Here is a 16019-nt window from a genome sequence, read left to right as displayed (position 1 = left end):
GGCACCGTACAAATCAGTATAGTACATGTCTATGACAAACTTTGTCATACCTTGACGAAGGCATAAAAAAAGCCCTCGGTCCCTCCGAAGGCTTGCGCTGTCTGGGTTTTATCGCCCGATACCGGGGCGCCCCAGCTCTTTGGCTTTAACCACTTATCCTCGCCGATGTCGAAGAAAGGCGGGGATATGGTAGTCTTCCGATTGAGACGGCGCCTGGACATTCTGAAAAGGTCGGATCTCCACTTTGTTGACGGGCTTTGCTGTTTGCTGGGCTTTGTGTTCAAAACCGGTGGCAATCACCGTCACGACGATCTCGTCCTTCAAATCCTGGTTGATCACCGCACCAAAAATCATGTTCACTTCGGGGTCGGCCGCAGAGGAAACGATATCTGCGGCTTCGTTCACTTCGAACAGGCTGAGATTGTTGCCGCCAGCAATATGCATGAGCACTCCCCGAGCCCCGTCGATGGAGGTTTCCAATAGTGGGCTGCAGATCGCTTTTTTGGCCGCCTCCGCGGCTCGGTTTTCCCCACTTGACACTCCGATGCCCATCAGGGCCGAACCCCGCTCGGTCATGATGGTCTTCACATCCGCGAAATCCACGTTGATCAATCCGGGGACGGCGATCAGATCGGAGATCCCCGACACGCCTTGGCGCAGCACATTGTCCGCTTCCCGGAACGCCTCGAGCATGGGCGTATTGCGATCGACGATCTCCAACAACCGATCGTTGGGGATGACGATCAGTGTATCCACCTTTTCTTTCAAATGCTGGATTCCCTGTTCTGCTTGGTTCATCCGACGCCGCCCTTCAAAACTGAAAGGCTTAGTCACCACGCCCACCGTCAGGGACCCGAGTTCTTTGGCGATCTCGGCGATCACCGGCGCCGCTCCGGTGCCCGTACCGCCCCCCATCCCGGCGGTTACGAATACCATATCCGCTCCCCGCAGGGCGTTCATGATCTGCTCCCGGCTCTCATCGGCAGCCTTCTTCCCAATCTCCGGATTCGCCCCGGCCCCAAGGCCCCGGGTGAGTTTCTCCCCGATCTGCAGACGGTTTTCGGCCTTGGACAACTGCAGAGCCTGGGCATCGGTGTTCACCGCAATGAATTCCACGCCTTTGATCCCGGACTCAATCATCCGGTTGACCGCGTTACAGCCTCCTCCTCCCACGCCGATCACCTTGATCTGTGCGAGGTGCTCCGTGTCGAATTCGAACTCGAGCATCACCGTGTCCCTCCGCTCACATAAAATCGGCAAACCAACTCTTTATTCGTCGAATCAATCCGGGGGACGCCCCTTTGCGAGCGGGCTGGTGATCCACAGCCCGGCGGTAGCTATGGTTGGCCACATATCGGATAATGCCCACCCCATTGACAAACGAAGTATCCCGCACACCCAAAAACTCGGGCACAGCGACCCGCACCGGAGCGGCCAACTCATGTTCGGCCAGCTTGTCGATCCCGCGGGTGGCGGACACGCCGCCGTAGAGGACATAGCCTCCGGGAATCTCCCCCGCCACCCCCATACGCTCAATCTCTCGGCGAACGAGGAAGAACATCTCCTGCAGCCGCGGTTCGATGATCGTCGCCAACTCCTGCGCCGACACATCTTTTTCATCCTGGTTGCCAATCCTTGGGACTTTAAACCGCTCGTCCCCGGGTGCCAAAGCCACCATCGCCCAGCCGTGTTTGGATTTAATCTTCTCGGCCACGTCCGTTTGCGTCCGCAGACCGATGGCAATATCGTTCGTCACGTAGTCTCCGCCGACCGGAAGCACACTGACCCCGGCGAGGGCACCCCGCTCGAACACCGAGATGGTCGTGGCCCCGGCACCCAGATCGACCAGCACGACGCCGAGCTTCTTTTCATCCGGGGAGAGGGCGACGGACCCGGCTGCCAAAGGGAGGAGGACAAGACCCGCAATCTCCATCTCGGCGCGCTCCACACATCGCACCAAATTGTGAATAACCGTCCGGGATCCCGTAATGATATGGGCGTCCACCTCCAGCCGGACTCCGATCATACCACGGGGGTCGGTGATCCCTTCCAACCCGTCGACGATATATTCCTTTGGAACGACATCCACGATCTCCCGTTCGGGAGGCAGGGCCATGACCCGGGCGGCCTGAAGAACGCGATCGACGTCATCTTCGGTGATCTCGCGGTCCGGTGACGAGACCGCCACCACTCCATGGCTGGATTGCAAGGCGATGTGGCTGCCGGATACCCCGACGTAGGCCGACTGGATATGCACGCCGACCATCCGTTCAGCATGTTCCACCGCTTCTCGAATCGCCTGGACCGTTTTGTCGATATCGACAATGGCTCCCTGGCGGATCCCGTCACCCGGTGCCGTCCCGACGCCGATCACGTTCAAGTTGCTGCCTGTTACTTCTCCGATGATGATCCGGATCTTGGATGTCCCAACGTCCAGACTGACGATGATGTCGCCCTTGGTCAAACAACGGCACCCCCAAACCCACTCCCTTAGATGCTCTCCTAGAAAATTCGACGCCACGCAGGGAATCCCTTTTTTTTCGGAGGCATCTTCACAAAAAAGAAGCGCCGGATATCCCGGCATCCGGCGAAAAATCGATTACGGAGAGGAAGATGGCCACCTGCGGTCCATCAGGATGCGCCGAATCGTCGCGATATTTTGAAACAATCGCACTCCAAAGGCAAAAACCGCTGCCAAGTAAAGATCAACGCCCAATTGCACGCCGATAAAGGCGAGAAAAGCTGCCAGCAACGTATTAAAAAAGAACCCGCTGATAAAGACGCGACTGTCGAAATTTCCCTCTAACCCTGCCCGTATCCCCCCGAACACCGTATCTAGCGCCGCCAAAACGGCAATAGAGAGATAACTGGAGAATTGAGGGGGAATGGTAACATTAAACGCCAAGCCGAGCAACACTCCGAGGATCAACCCCACAATGGACAACCAGATCATGATCCCCCGGTCACCTCTTTCTTTGCAAAACGGAATTCCACTGGATCATGGTAGGCGGGCAGATTGACCACCTCACCGCCCTTGCGCACCTCGATGGTCACTTCTTTTCCAATCTGACGGTAGTCCTGAACAATCGGATTGATGGTGAGGGCCGCTTTCATCCGGTCGGGATCTCCCACCGCCTCAATCACGTAAGGCATGGAAATGGGGTGGGTGTCAACCTGCATCACCCCATTCACCTCGCGAATAAATGACGTGGTGATCAAACGCTGGCCATTGAGGGCGATCCCCTCAGCCCCGTTGCCATACAGAAGATTGACGATCATCTGTAACATCCAATCGTATACGTGCGTGTCCTGCCCAGTAATCGCGGGGCCTGGAAGATCCCGGATGGTGACAATCACCCCCGGGCCGCTGGCGGGTTCAAGACCCGCTTGGCGCCTGGCATCCTGAACCTCTTGCACCAAGGCTTCCGCCATTCCGGCGCGATTTCCTCCTGTGGCCTGGTATTTCTCCAGTTGATGCTGTAAATCGTCCAAGGTTTTGAGCAACCCTTCCTGTTTCGCCTGCTGCTGGGCTAATTCGCTTCGCAGTTCCACGATGTCGCTCCGCGCCGTCGCCGGCTGCCGAACCGTGGAGATCTGCACCGCAGCCATAAATCCGACGATCAGAGAGGCCGCAAACAAGATGATATACAGCGTCCGTTTCGAACGACCCGTTACTTGGGGTCCCTGTGTATCTGCCACCCTTTTCGCCCCTTTGTCATCTATGCGATCGGCTCCCCGCACGCCCCGCTTTGCGCCTCCGATAAAACCGCACCCGCATCTTCCCAACGGCCCGCGATCACCCCGTCAACCCCGTGGCCGATTTTAGGTGCAAATCCGCCTGGACCACCGGGCCTGTCACCGTCACCGTCCGACTTCGCAGTAAATCCAGAATTCCTCCCGGCCGGTTCAGTTGGCTGGTCATTTTTTGCGGATCACCGATGGCTTCAATTGTGAAAGGAGGAACGAGTCGCGCCAGCCCCACCCGGATCGTCGGCCCGATACAGACCACCCCGCTGTTCACCGCCATCCGCTCCCCGTTGATCGACACCGCCTCAGCCCCGCCCGCGTACAGTTCGTTGACCACCCGCCTAAGATCAAAATCGTGGACAATCGCGTAACGCGGGTCAACCCCCACCGGAATCGGGCCGTGGTGGTCGTCGATGATCACTTTCACCCCGGGGCCGTGTACCGGCACGGTACCCGCCAGGATCTGATAATCCTCTAACTTCTGTCGATCCGGGGCCATCGCTCCCATATCGCCATCCACCTGTTTCTCGTACCGGTCCACTTGGGCCTGAAGGTCGGAGATCTTCGCCTCAAGCGCCTCATTGGTGTGTTTCGCCGAAGCAAGGGAATCCAGGAGTTTTGAGCTTTCATCGATGCGCAGCGGGGGTGGGGGCCACCGGACCGCATGGGTGCTCCGCAACTGCACCGTGAGCATGAATCCCAATAACACGCCGATGAGTGTTAACAAAAAAGCCGTCTCTATCCGCTTGATCATTATTGCCCCCCCTTTCCGCCGGGAAAGGGACTGTAGCGGAACGGATCCGTCAGCCAAATCTCACCGGGCCCCCGGTCTTTGACCTGATCCCGAATCTGAGGGAACCATTGCATGCGCTGGGCGAATTCCTGGGCAGGCACGTGCAACTCATAATGATCCACCGTATACACCGTCCACATCGTGGAATCGCCGACGTGCACTTCCGCTAGCTGGGCCCGGAGTTCCGGCGACAGTAAAGCGAGTTGGCGGCAGGCCGCAACCACCGGCACCACGGGTTTTCCAAGGGTAACTTGGGGGGGTGCTCCCACGGTGATCAAAGGCATACCGATGGTCTCCCCGGGCCTCACCACATCCAGCGCCGTCCCGTCCTCAAGAAGCCGGTACCAAGCACCCCCCGAAGGAAACACCGCCACTACTCCTTTTTCCCTCACCGAGATATCCAAGGAGCCTGTCCAGCTGAAGTGCACGCGGACATCTGCCACCAGGGGAAAAGCCTTTTGAATTCGGGCGGCCACATCGGCGGGTTTTACCTCAAACCACCAGGTGCCGAGGGGAACCTCTGCCGCCTGTTCCACCTCGGCTGGTGTTAAACTATGCGTCCCTTCTACCTGAATATGCCTCACTCGGGAGAGGGGAGACCCAAAAAACAGGGCTACGGCGGAACCGAGGAGAAACGCGATCAACAAAATCCGCGCCCGCAGCCGCCGCCCGCCCTCGGCCTTTCCTTTCGCCCCCGGGGTGCCACCAGTATTCAAAATTGCCGAACCCCCGTCATATTGAAAAAAAGAGCGGCATATCTATGTGCCGTAGTACGCCGCTCCTCCGGTATGGTTTATGATTGGGACAAGCGCCGCACCCGGGCTCCAAGCCCCCGCAGCATCTCGTCGAATTGTTGGTATCCTCGGTCAATATGGTGAGCCTGCTCCACCACCGTTGTACCTTCTGCCACAAGACCCGCCAATACCAAAGCCGCACCTGCCCGCAGATCGCTCGCCTGCACCACCGCCCCGGTCAGGCGCGGCACCCCTTGCACAAAGGCGGTGCGCAGATCCACTCGAATATTGGCCCCCATGCGGCACAGTTCACTGACGTGTTTGAACCGCTCTTCAAAAACCGTCTCCGCCACAATGGACATCCCTGGAGCCACGCTCAACAAGGCCATAAAAGGAGCTTGAAGATCCGTGGGAAACCCTGGATAGGGCGCGGTGCGCACCTGCTCCACCGCCCGCAGCTTCCCGTCCGAACGCACCCTCATTATATCACGGCCGGTTTCGATTTCAACACCGCCCTCGCGCAATTTTGTCAATACAGCCCCCAAATGATTCGGACGGACGTTCTCCAGGGTCACATCGCCGCCGGTCATACTGACGGCGATGGCCAGCGTCCCCGCCACAATGCGATCGGGTATGATCGCATACCGTCCTCCAATGAGCCCTTGAACCCCGGAAATGACCAGGGTATCTTCCCCCGCCCCCTCAACGCGCGCTCCAAGTCGGTTGAGAAAATTGGCCAGATCGACGATTTCCGGTTCCCGAGCGGCGTTGCCGATCACCGTGGTCCCCTCGGCGAGGACCGCGGCCATCATCAGGTTTTCCGTCGCCCCGACACTCGGGGTATCCAAATAAATCGCTGCGCCATGTAACCGCCGGGTCTGGCAATCGATGTAGCCATGCACTTCGTCGATGGACGCCCCCAACGCCGCAAGTCCCTTCAAATGAAGATCAATCGGACGTGAACCGATTGTACACCCGCCAGGGCGGGAGACCCGTGCGTGGCAATATCGAGCAAGGAGAGGACCCATGAGGAAAATGGACGAACGCATTTGCCGCATCAATTCCTCCGGCACTTCCGTTCGGGAGATCCGCCGGGCGTCCACCCGGACTACGGGAGGCGAATAATCCACCGATGCCCCGAGGGCCCGCAGAATGTCGACCATGACGCGAATGTCCTGAAGATCCGGCACGTCTTCGACAACACAGACCCCTTCGGCCAGCAGAGTGGCTGCGAGAATCGGCAACGCCGCATTTTTGGCGCCGTGTACCCTCACCGTACCTTCCAGCGGCGTGCCCCCTTCAACGGCGATTCGATCCAAGGCCTTCACCCCCCGGTTTCAACATCCTCCCCGACAATTCGCACCTCGGGCATCAGCCGGACGGCGAACTTTCGATAAACCTCCTCTTGGGCCAAATGGATCAACGCCAACACATCTCCGGCCGTGGCCCCGCCCAGATTCACGATGAAATTGGCGTGAACCGGAGAGATTTGGGCCCCTCCCACGCGTCTCCCCTTTAATCCCGCTTCTTCGATCAACCGGGCGGCGTAGTGGTTCACCGGATTGCGAAAGACACTGCCGGCGCTCGCCTGGGCCAGGGGCTGGGTCTGCCGCCGACGCTGGGTCCAGGCTTTTACTCGACTCATCATCTCCGCCGTATCTCCAGGCGCCAAGCCGAACGCCGCCCGGACCACCAGAGCGCCCCACTCGGCCACCCGGCTCGTGCGGTATCCGAACCCCAACTCATCATTGGATTTTCGGATGAGGGAGCCATCTGGAAACACGAGGTCGGCCCACGTCAGGACGTCCTTGATCTCACCACCGTGGGCGCCGGCATTCATGCGAACGGCACCGCCCACACTGCCGGGAATACCCGTGGCGAACTCCAACCCGGCGAGACCCCAGTGGATGGCGTGGTTGGCAGCGGAGACGATCAACCGCCCGGATTGAGCCACCAGGGTCGTTCCTTCCAGCTCCATCTGCGACCAGTTATCGGCCAATTTCACGACCACGCCCCGGATTCCGCCGTCCCGGACCAGGAGGTTGGAACCTTTCCCGATCACCAGCCACGGCCAACCCCGCTCGCCGACCAGCGCCATCAGGCGGCGGATCTGATCCTGCTCCTCCGGCAATACCAAGACGTCGGCGGGCCCTCCAATGCGCCAGGTGGTATGGCGAGCCATCGGTTCATCTCGAAGTACCCGACCGACATCGACACGGCTTAGAATCGACCAAATTTCTTCTTTCACCGGTGAACCTCCTCGCCGGCTGGCCAAGGCGGGACCTTTGCCAACCATCGCATCCCTATACTATGGATCGGTGCCCCCCGGTGTGACAAACGCCCACCGTGGAAGGCCTGGCGGCATCTGGACACGAAAAACCCCCGGGACCGTTCCCCGGGGCCTCTCCGGCCGTCACTGCCGCCCCTTGGCAGACGCCAATGATACCACTAACAGTGAAAGGGTTCGAGCCGCATCCACCAGTCCCAATTCCCGGGATCGGCGGCTCATCTCCTTCGCCTCATTGCGCCCAAGAATATGTATGATTCGTCGAAAGAGTTCATCGGGCGTCAACTGGTCTTCCGGAAGAACCACCGCCGCTTCCCTCTCGGCCAGCCACCGGGCATTTCGCTCCTGATGGCGACCGGCGACATAAGGGGATGGAATGAGAATAGCCGGTGTGCCCGCCGCCGTCAACTCCGCCACCGTCGACGCCCCGGCCCGGCACACGACGCAGTCCACCGCGTGCAGCAAGGCCGGCATGTCGTGGCAAAAAGGCACGATTGTAACACCCTCGACCCTCTCCTTCCCGAACTGGCGTTCCACGTCTCTTTCAATATCCTCAAAATGGGCGCGCCCCGTGACCCATACCAATTGAAACGGGGCCCCTTTAAGCTTCGGCAACAGCCCTTGGGCCGCCCGATTAATGGGCGCTGCCCCCCGGCTCCCAGAGACGATCACCACCGCCGGGCGATCGGTCTTCAAACCGTACTCCCGACGAATCGCTTCCACCCGGTCCTCTTGCACCTCCACCAATTCGCTCGCCCGGGGGTTGCCGGTGATCACTACCCGCTTGGCTTTTGGGAACGCGGAGGTATCAGGAAAAGACACGGCCACGGCATCCACCACCCGGGACAAAAGGCGGTTGGTTAAACCCGGTACCACATTCTGCTCGTGAATCAGCGTGGGAATGCCCATGCGGTGGGCCATGAAGACCACCGGGCCGCTCACGTACCCCCCGGTGCCCACCACCACATTCGGACGAAACCTTCGCAACACGCCCTTGGCTTGGCCCAGACTGCGCCAAGCCTGCCACAGGGCCCTCACCTGTTCCAGGCCCGGCCGCCTGGGTAATCCCCGGACGTCAATGGCGGTAAACGGAATTCCTTCCCGAGGCACCAACTCCTTCTCCATGCCCCCGGGCGTGCCGACGTACAGCAATTCCAGGTCCTCCACCCTCCGCCTCAAATCCCTCGCCAGGGCCAGGGCCGGATAAATGTGTCCCCCGGTGCCGCCCCCGGTTAAAAGCACCCGCATAAGCCCCATCCCTCTCTTTTGACCCGCCGCCCGGAAGCCCCCTCCCGCTCTGGCCCCGGGCTTGGAACAGCTCAGCTTCTCACCGCATGCCTTGAGATATTTAACAGAATCCCGATTCCTGTCAACATGAGCACCAAAGAGGACCCCCCATAACTGATCAGGGGCAAGGTGATGCCGGTTACCGGCATGGAGCCCGTGACCACACCGACATTGATCAACACCTGAACCCCGATCATCGCCACGATCCCGGTAGCCAATAGGCTGCCAAACCCATCCGGGGCCCGCATCGCCACGTAGATCCCCCGCCAGACCAGGGCGGCAAAAAGTAGAAGAACGGTGGCCGCCCCGATAAAACCCAGTTCCTCAGCCAGGATGGCAAAAATAAAATCGGTCTGCGGTTCGGGCAGGTAAAGAAACTTCTGCCGGCTCCTCCCGAGGCCCAGCCCAAACAACCCGCCGGGCCCCAAAGCATATAGAGACTGAATAATATGATAGCCCTCGGTCAAAGGATATTTCCACGGATCGAGGAAGGCCACCACCCGTCCCAACCGGTAGGGCGCCACCGCCACCAGGGCTGCAAACACCGGCACCGCCGACATCCCGAGTGCCACCAAGTGCCGGACCCGGGCACCGGCCACGAAAATCAGCACCCCCATAGTCCCCACGAGAACCACCGTCTGGCCGAGGTCCGGTTCCAACATGATCAGTCCTACGGCCACCGCCACCAGGCCCAGCGCCGGCGCTAAACCCCTCCAAAAAGACTCGATCTTCGTCGCGGGCCTGGCCAACCAATCGGCAAAAAACAAAATAAACCCCAGTTTCGCAAATTCACTGGGCTGAATGCCGAGGGTACCCACCCCGAGCCATGCCCTGGCTCCCCCCCGCACTGCACCGATGGGGGTGAGAACGATCACCAGCATGAGGAGGCACAGCCAGAGCACTGGTTTGGCCAGAGGCCTTAGCCTCCGATAATCCAGGCGCATCATGACAAACATCATCACGACCCCGAGGGCGGCCCACATCAATTGGCGCTTCGCATAATAGAAAGGGTCGCCGTACCGCTGATCGGCTAAGACGGCGCTGGCGCTGTACACCATCACCACGCCGAGGCCGAGCAAAAGAAGGGTGACCGTCAACAGCAGCAGATCCGGCGCGCGGTCCCGGTCGGGCATTGAACCACCCCCTGTATCCGGTCTCGTCCAGTCTGCTACAGTTTATTCACCGCCTCTTTGAACATGCGGCCACGCTCTTCAAAAGATCGATACTGATCCCAACTGGCCGCCGCCGGGGACAGCAGCACCACATCCCCTCCCCGAGCCAAAGAGGCCGCTATCCGCACCGCTTCTTCGACATCCGAAACCTTGCGGAAGGGTATCTCCACCTCTTCCGCCAAGGCGGCGATCCGCGGCCCCGATTGCCCCATCGTCAGCACCGTTTTTACCCTGCCCTCTTGGAGCAGGGGCAAGAGTCGGCGATAATCGTCTCCACGATCCAGCCCCCCGGCAATCCAGATCACATTCTTCGGAAAGGCTCCGAGCGCCCGGAATGCCGCCTCGGGGTTCGTCGCCTTCGAATCGTTGTAAAAGGTCACTCCTTGCCATTGGCGCACGAACTCCATCCGGTGTTCGACGCCGCGAAAAGTACGACCCGAGGCAGCCACCGCCGACAACGAGGCCCCGGCCAACACGGCCAAGGTCCCCGCGGCCAAGAAGTTCTCTAAATTGTGTTCTCCGGGAAGCGCCACGTCGCTCACGGCGCAGACCGGTTCTGTCCGAAAGCCGTCCCACCAGAGGACGCGGTCGCCCTCCACCGCCATGCCCGGAACCCCCGGCCGCCGCGGCCCGCCAAACTGGGCGGGCCGTGCCCGAACGCCCGCCATCAAGTGGTGCTCGTCTTTCCGGCCGCCGTTCAGGACCGCGTAATCCTCCGGTCCCTGGTTGACAAACATGTTCTTTTTGGCTGCCGCGTAGGCTTCGAGACTTCCATGATAATCCAGGTGAGCGGGATAGATGTTGAGAATCGCACCGATGTGCGGGCGAAACCGAAGGGTCCCCTGCAGCTGGAAACTGGACAACTCCGCCACAAGCCATTCTTTCGAATCGATGGCCTCCACCACATCGCACAGCGGCACACCGATATTCCCGGCCACCCGGTGAGGCACCCCGGCCGCCTCCAGCATATGGCCGACCCAGGACGTGGTGGTGGTTTTGCCGTTGGTGCCCGTAATCGCGAGCCAATTCTCTGGACGAATGCGCCAGGCCACTTCCAGTTCTGTCACCACCGGGATGCCCCGGCGGATCGCCTCGGTCACCGGATAGGCACTGTAGGGAACCCCCGGATTTTTCACCACCTCGTCCCATGGTTGGTCAAAGAGGCTCTCCGGATGACCCCCCACCACCAACCGAGCCCCAATCTGCGCCAGCTCGTTGGCCTCTTCCCCCAACTCCTCCGCCCGCCGTCGGTCCGTAATCGTGACTTGTGCGCCATGCCGAAGGAGGAGGCGGGCCACCGCTGCCCCGCTTCGAGCCAAACCAACCACCAACACCCGTGCCCCGGCCCACTCATTTACCACATCCTGTCACCTCTTCCGATCCACAGGCGGCGCCCGCCGCCTAGCCCCTGGCGTACAAAACCAACGCCCCGGCCGATAGACACAGTCCGACCGCCCAAAAGGTGCTCACCACCCGCCACTCGGACCAGCCGCCGAGCTCAAAATGGTGGTGCAACGGGCTCATTCGAAACACCCTTCGGCCAAAAGTCTGAAAGGCAAACACTTGAATCATCACGGACAGGGCCTCAGCCACGAATACCCCGCCGATCAGGATCAGCCAAAACTCCGTTTTCGTCAAGACCGCCGCTGACGCCAGAGCCGCTCCGATGGCGAGAGACCCCGTATCCCCCATAAACACCCGGGCCGGGTGGGCGTTGAAGACGAGAAATCCGAGCAGCGCCCCCATCATCGCCGCGCAGAACACCACCAAGTCATACTGACTGTTCCACCATGCCACCACCACATAGGTTCCCAAGGCGATGGCCGCGGTCCCGGCAGCCAAGCCATCCAGTCCATCGGTTAGATTCACTGCATTGGAGGTCCCGATGAGCACCAGGGCCAGGAAGGGAAGATACAGTCCCCCGAGATGCCACGTCACACCGACCAGCGGAATATACACGTCAAAAGAAAAGCCGTGGAATCTCGCCAGGGCTAGAAAAAAGAGCACCGCCACCGTCCCTTGAGCGAGCAGTTTTTGCCGGGCAGTCAGGCCGAGATTCCTCCGTTTCACCACTTTGATATAGTCATCGATAAAACCGATGAGTCCAAAGGCGAGGGTGGCCCCAATCGCCAATAACGCCGCAGGCGAACGACCGGCGAACTGCCATACCGTGACCGCCGTCGCCAAAAGAATAATCGTCCCCCCCATGGTCGGAGTCCCGGATTTTTTCTTGTGGGACACCGGCCCCTCCTCGCGGATGCTCTGGCCGATCTTGAGTCGGCGCAGCACGGGAATAAACAGAGGCCCGAGGAGAACGGCCACCACAAAAGCCGTTCCCGCTGTCAACCAGACCGCCTGCATCATAAGGCCCTCCTTCTTTCCTACCGACCGCCGGGAGTATAAAGAGCATCCAAGGCTTTTCGAGCCTCCACCCGGTCATCAAAGGGAAACTTGCGTCTGCCAATGATTTGGTACGTCTCGTGCCCCTTGCCTGCGATGAGCACCACATCCTTCTCCCCGGCCAAGTGGATCGCCCGGCGAATCGCCTCGGTCCGATCGGAAATCCGTTCATACCGGGAGGTGTCCGCGCCGATTTCCCGAAGGCCCGCCTCAATGTCATCCAAGATTCGCTCCGGATCCTCGGTGCGGGGATTATCGGACGTTAAAATGGCATAATCCGCCCTGGTGTAGGCGATGCGCCCCATCAGCGGTCGCTTGGTCCGATCCCGGTCACCGCCGCAGCCGAACACGACGATCAACCGCCCTGACGTAACCTCCCGAAGGGCCTGCAGGACATTGTCCAAGCTGTCGGGCGTATGGGCATAATCCACCACCACCCCGAAGGGCTGCCCGGCATCCACCCGTTCCATCCGCCCTGGAACTCCGCTGACCCGAGCCAATTGGTCCGCCATCCAGTCCAGGTCGAGCCCCTGGATCCAACCCGCCCCCATGGCCGCCAAGGTGTTGTAAACGCTGAACCTGCCGGGCAGCGGCACTTGCACCCGAGTCCGCCGGCCCTCGATCTCCGCCACAAACCGTACGCCCCGGGTGTCGACCTCCACCTCCCGGGCGCGCAGATCGGCGGGGCGGTCCACCCCGTAGGTTACGGTCTGAGCCGTGGTTTGCCGGGCCATCCATTTTCCCACCGGGTCGTCGAGGTTCACCACGGCAAAGGCTTGATCCGCCCGGGTATCGCCATACTCATTCCCCAGCCGGGCGAACAGTTTCCCCTTCGCCTCCCGGTACGCCTCCATCGATCCGTGAAAATCCAGGTGGTCCTGGGTGAGGTTGGTGAAAACGGCGGTGTGAAAACGTGTCCCGGCAACCCGGTCCAACTCCAGGGCGTGGGAGGAGACTTCCATCACCGCGTGGCTCACCCCCGCGTCTCTCATCTGCGCGAAGAGGCGTTGCAACTCCACCGCTTCCGGGGTAGTGTTGACCGCTTCTGAGCTCCAGTCGCCGATCCGGGTCTGGATGGTGCCGATCAGTCCCGTCCGGGCTCCGCTGCCCCGAAGGAGATGATCAATCAAATGGGTCACACTGGTTTTCCCGTTCGTCCCGGTCACGCCGATCACCCGCATGGCCCTGGAGGGGTGTCGGAAAAATACCGCCGCCAGTACAGCGGCCGCCCGGCGGGTGTCGGGCACCACGATCTGGGGCAGAGGTGTGTCCAGGCAATCCTCCACCACCGCCGCCACCGCGCCGGACCGGCGCGCCTCGTCTACGAAAGCATGCCCATCCACCGTGTGGCCCCGGAGAGCAATAAACAGACTGCCCGGCCCGGCGGTGCGGGAATCGGCGGTGACATCGGTCACCTCCACCGCCGAGATCTCCCCCACCACCCGCACATGCAATAAAGCGCCCACCAAATCTTGCAATCTCACGACCATCCCTCGTTTCACACATTCCAGTATGGACCGATTCCGAAGAACGCAGACGGGTTCGGGTCTTCCCCGGGGCCGCCCTCCTGCCCATGTCTTTACGGCGCCCCGGCTGGCTTTGGACCCAAATAAATCCGCACCATGGTACCCGGGGGCACCTTCGTGCCGGCCTCGGGCGCCTGGGCGATCACATAATCCCCTTGGCCGGCGGTCGCCACGTTGAGCTGGGCGCTGCTCTCCAGCATCGTCCTCCGGGCCTCGTCCAAGGACCGGCCGGAAACGTCCGGCACTTCCACCGGCTTCGTGTCCAGGTACCCGTACTCCCGCGGAATCCCCTGGGAACTCGGCGGGACACCGAGGTACTGCAGGCTGTCCGCCAGGATGTGACCCACCACCGGCGCCGCGATCACCCCGCCGAATATCACCGGCGCCTTGGGGTTATCCACGGCGACGTAAGCCACCAATCTCGGATGGTCCGCCGGGGCCATGCCGATGAAAGACACGATGTAATGGTTGCGCATGTAGTGGCCGTCCGGCCCCACAACCTGGGCGGTACCCGTTTTGCCCGCCACCCGATACCCTTCCGAATAGGCGTTTTTTCCGGTTCCCCGGGCGACCACGCTTTCCAGGGCCCCTCGAACCAATTCCGCCGTTTGGGGAGAAATCACCCGGCGGACCGGAGTGGGCTGGCGTTCGCTAATCACCTGCCCCGTCTCGTGATCCACCCATTTAGCCGCAACATAAGGCTTCATCAAAGCCCCGCCGTTAGCTACGGCGCTCACCGCCACGACCTGTTGGATGGGCGTCACAGAAACGCCCTGGCCGAAGGAAGTCGTGGCCAACTCCAAAGGCCCCACCCGGGACAGTTTGAATAGAATCCCGGAACCCTCCCCCGGGAGGTCAATGCCCGTTTTCGACCCAAAACCGAACGCCCGGATGTAATGGAAGAGGGCATCCTTCCCCAAGCGCTGTCCCATCAGCATGAAACCGGGGTTGCACGAGTTCTCCACCACTTCCAGGAATGATTCAGACCCATGCCCCCCGGCTTTCCAGCACCGGATCCGATGCCCGGCGACTTCAAAATACCCCGGGTCGAAAAACCGCTCATCGAGCCGAATCTTGTTCTCCTGCAAAGCGGCGGAGAGCGTCACAATCTTAAAGGTCGAACCCGGTTCAAAAGTTTTCCAGATCGCCAAATTTCGATCATACACCTGATGAGAATAATCCTGGTAGTTGGCGGGATTAAAAGTCGGGGCGTTTTCCATGGCCAGGATTTCTCCGGTACCCGGGTCGGCCACCACCGCCGTCACGCTATCCGGATGATACTCCGCCACCACCCGGTCGATTTCCCGCCGCACAAAGGAGGAAATCTGCTCGTCCAGGGTGAGGTACACATCTTCGCCGGGCTGGGGCGGTATGTAGGTGCTCTCTGTCCCCGGCATAGCTTCCCCTTTGGCATTGGCAAAAAAGGAAATCGCTCCCGGAAAACCCCGCAACCGGGCATCATACTCCGCTTCCAAGCCGGCTAAACCCTGGTTATCGATGCCGACGAAGCCCAGGACATGGGCGGCCAGCTCCCCAAAGGGATAATACCGCCGGCCTTCTTCCGTAATGTACACGCCGGGCAGGTGCAAATCCCGCACCGCCTTCGCTTTCGCGTCGTCGATCTTTCTTCCCCCCGCTACGTACACCATCAGAGTGCGCTTCGAAATCAGGCTCAGGATCCGCTGTTCCGACACGTTCAAGACGGGGGCAAGCCGGGCGGCCGTCGCCGCTTTATCCCGGATCTGGGCCGGCACCGCCACCACCGTCGGAGCGCTGACGTTGTAGGCCAATACATGGCCGTTTCGATCATACACCGTTCCCCTTTTCGGCTCAACCGGAATATCGCGCCGCCACGAATCCATCGCCCGCTGGGTGAGCCAGGGCGATTGCACGAGTTGGATGTACCCGAGGCGCCCGATCAACAGCGCGAACGTCAGAAGGGCGGCGAGGCTCACCCACGCCAGTCGCCGCCTTCTGGTCCAATCCCGGTCTCCCACATGGCCCCCTCCCTTCACGGCCTCTGTGGGAACCATATGCACGGTTCGGACGAACTAGAAGACCCTGTCCGCCACC

14 protein-coding genes are annotated in these 16019 nt (G+C 60.7%); all 14 read right to left on the bottom strand.

Annotated features, from left to right (window positions below; translation table 11 throughout):
• Window positions 1-153: 153 nt before the first annotated feature.
• The 14 genes from ftsZ to CVV65_RS07095 all read right to left on the bottom strand — a co-directional run bounded on the left by ftsZ (window position 154) and on the right by CVV65_RS07095 (window position 15979).
• On the bottom strand, window positions 154-1227 hold the full coding sequence (gene ftsZ / locus CVV65_RS07160) for a cell division protein FtsZ (RefSeq protein ID WP_100667544.1): 1074 nt from the start codon (window positions 1225-1227) through the stop codon (window positions 154-156).
• Between the two features lie 16 nt (window positions 1228-1243).
• The gene (ftsA, locus tag CVV65_RS07155; protein ID WP_100669270.1) at window positions 1244-2464 is read right to left on the bottom strand and encodes a cell division protein FtsA; all 1221 of its coding nucleotides are present in this window, start codon (window positions 2462-2464) and stop codon (window positions 1244-1246) included.
• A gap of 135 nt (window positions 2465-2599) precedes the next feature.
• Window positions 2600-2953, bottom strand: a complete 354-nt coding sequence (locus CVV65_RS07150) for a small basic family protein (RefSeq protein WP_100667543.1) — start codon at window positions 2951-2953, stop codon at window positions 2600-2602.
• Window positions 2950-3699 (bottom strand): DUF881 domain-containing protein, encoded by a 750-nt coding sequence (locus tag CVV65_RS07145; protein ID WP_100667542.1) that lies wholly within the window; start codon window positions 3697-3699, stop codon window positions 2950-2952. Before CVV65_RS07145 ends, CVV65_RS07150 begins: the two co-directional genes overlap by 4 nt.
• Before the next feature lie 97 nt (window positions 3700-3796).
• Window positions 3797-4501, bottom strand: coding sequence for a DUF881 domain-containing protein (locus CVV65_RS07140; protein WP_100667541.1), 705 nt, complete (start codon window positions 4499-4501; stop codon window positions 3797-3799).
• Window positions 4501-5256 carry a cell division protein FtsQ/DivIB gene (locus CVV65_RS07135; RefSeq protein ID WP_100667540.1) on the bottom strand — a complete coding sequence of 252 codons (756 nt, stop codon included), beginning with the start codon at window positions 5254-5256 and terminating at the stop codon, window positions 4501-4503. The genes CVV65_RS07140 and CVV65_RS07135 overlap by 1 nt, the downstream gene beginning before the upstream one ends.
• A gap of 77 nt (window positions 5257-5333) precedes the next feature.
• Window positions 5334-6593, bottom strand: coding sequence for a UDP-N-acetylglucosamine 1-carboxyvinyltransferase (gene murA / locus CVV65_RS07130; RefSeq protein WP_100669268.1), 1260 nt, complete (start codon window positions 6591-6593; stop codon window positions 5334-5336).
• Between the two features lie 5 nt (window positions 6594-6598).
• Window positions 6599-7522 (bottom strand): UDP-N-acetylmuramate dehydrogenase, encoded by a 924-nt coding sequence (gene murB / locus CVV65_RS07125; protein ID WP_100667539.1) that lies wholly within the window; start codon window positions 7520-7522, stop codon window positions 6599-6601.
• A 165-nt stretch (window positions 7523-7687) separates the two neighbouring features.
• Window positions 7688-8818, bottom strand: a complete 1131-nt coding sequence (murG, locus tag CVV65_RS07120) for an undecaprenyldiphospho-muramoylpentapeptide beta-N-acetylglucosaminyltransferase (RefSeq protein ID WP_100667538.1) — start codon at window positions 8816-8818, stop codon at window positions 7688-7690.
• 62 nt (window positions 8819-8880) lie between these two features.
• The gene (gene spoVE / locus CVV65_RS07115) at window positions 8881-9981 is read right to left on the bottom strand and encodes a stage V sporulation protein E (RefSeq protein ID WP_100667537.1); all 1101 of its coding nucleotides are present in this window, start codon (window positions 9979-9981) and stop codon (window positions 8881-8883) included.
• 35 nt (window positions 9982-10016) lie between these two features.
• Window positions 10017-11381 carry a UDP-N-acetylmuramoyl-L-alanine--D-glutamate ligase gene (gene murD, locus CVV65_RS07110; RefSeq protein ID WP_100667536.1) on the bottom strand — a complete coding sequence of 455 codons (1365 nt, stop codon included), beginning with the start codon at window positions 11379-11381 and terminating at the stop codon, window positions 10017-10019.
• 40 nt (window positions 11382-11421) lie between these two features.
• Window positions 11422-12384, bottom strand: a complete 963-nt coding sequence (gene mraY, locus CVV65_RS07105; RefSeq protein WP_100667535.1) for a phospho-N-acetylmuramoyl-pentapeptide-transferase — start codon at window positions 12382-12384, stop codon at window positions 11422-11424.
• Window positions 12385-12401: 17 nt separating this feature from the next.
• Window positions 12402-13904: a UDP-N-acetylmuramoyl-L-alanyl-D-glutamate--2,6-diaminopimelate ligase gene (locus CVV65_RS07100; protein WP_100669266.1), complete on the bottom strand. Its 1503-nt coding sequence runs from the start codon at window positions 13902-13904 to the stop codon at window positions 12402-12404.
• Window positions 13905-13999: 95 nt separating this feature from the next.
• Entirely contained in the window at window positions 14000-15979 is a 1980-nt protein-coding gene (locus CVV65_RS07095; RefSeq protein WP_407928395.1) for a stage V sporulation protein D, read from the bottom strand.
• Between the last annotated feature and the right edge of the window lie 40 nt (window positions 15980-16019).

The organism is Kyrpidia spormannii (assembly GCF_002804065.1).
In the GTDB taxonomy this organism is placed as follows: Bacteria; Bacillota; Bacilli; order Kyrpidiales; family Kyrpidiaceae; genus Kyrpidia; species Kyrpidia spormannii.
The sequence above is the reverse complement of the archived record's forward strand: the minus strand, read 5'-3'. Positions and strand labels throughout refer to the sequence as shown.